The sequence below is a fragment of the Candidatus Protofrankia californiensis genome, from assembly GCF_900634765.1.
Taxonomy (GTDB): domain Bacteria; phylum Actinomycetota; class Actinomycetes; order Frankiales; family Frankiaceae; genus Protofrankia; species Protofrankia californiensis.
The window spans coordinates 3,529-4,399 of sequence record NZ_CAAAFT010000498.1; the positions used below are offsets into that span (position 1 = coordinate 3,529).

Sequence of the window (871 nt, forward strand, 5' to 3'; positions counted from 1 at the left end):
GGATCCCGGACGTCCGGGATCCCGACGTCCGGGATGTCGTCATCATCGGGTCCGGTCCGGCCGGCTACACCGCGGCGATATACACGGCGCGCGCGAACCTGCGCCCGCTGGTCTTCGAGGGCGCCGTCTCGGCCGGCGGCGCGCTGATGACCACGACCGAGGTGGAGAACTTCCCCGGATTCCCCGAAGGCATCCAGGGCCCCGAGCTCATGGACGGCATGCGCCGGCAGGCCGAGCGCTTCGGCGCCGAACTGATCGCCGACGACGTCACCGCGGTCGACCTACGAGCCGACCCGAAGATCATCACTGTCGAGGACAGGACCTACCTTGCCCACACTGTGATCATCGCCACCGGCTCGGCATACCGCAAGCTAGGTCTGGAGGACGAGGACCGCCTGCTGGGACGCGGGGTGTCCGCGTGCGCGACCTGCGACGGCTTCTTCTTCAGGGATCAGGACATCCTCGTCGTCGGCGGCGGCGACTCCGCCCTGGAGGAGGCGACGTTCCTGACCCGTTTCGGCCGGTCCATCACGGTCATCCACCGTCGCAACCGGCTGCGGGCGAGCGCCATCATGCAGCAGCGCGCAATCGCCAACGACAAGATCCGGTTTCGGTGGAACGCCGAGGTCGTGGCGGTCCTCGGCGCGGACCGGGTCACCGGCGTCCAGGTCCGCGACACCGTGACCGGCGAGATCGACGAGATCGACGCGAGCGGTCTGTTCGTCGCCATCGGCCACGAGCCCCGCACCGAGCTCGTCCGTGGCCAGCTCGACCTGGACGCCGCCGGCTACGTCGTGGTCGAACATCCGTCCACCCGCACCAACCTGCCCGGGGTGTTCGCCTGCGGCGACGTCGTGGACCACATCTACCG

The 871-nt window shown here is 69.2% G+C and carries 1 protein-coding gene; it reads left to right on the forward strand.

Annotation, left to right across the window (positions count from 1 at the left end):
- Positions 1 to 2: 2 nt before the first annotated feature.
- The coding region (gene trxB, locus DD1DGNOD_RS26155; protein WP_241256009.1) for a thioredoxin-disulfide reductase at positions 3 to 871 on the forward strand (869 nt) is incomplete at its 3' end.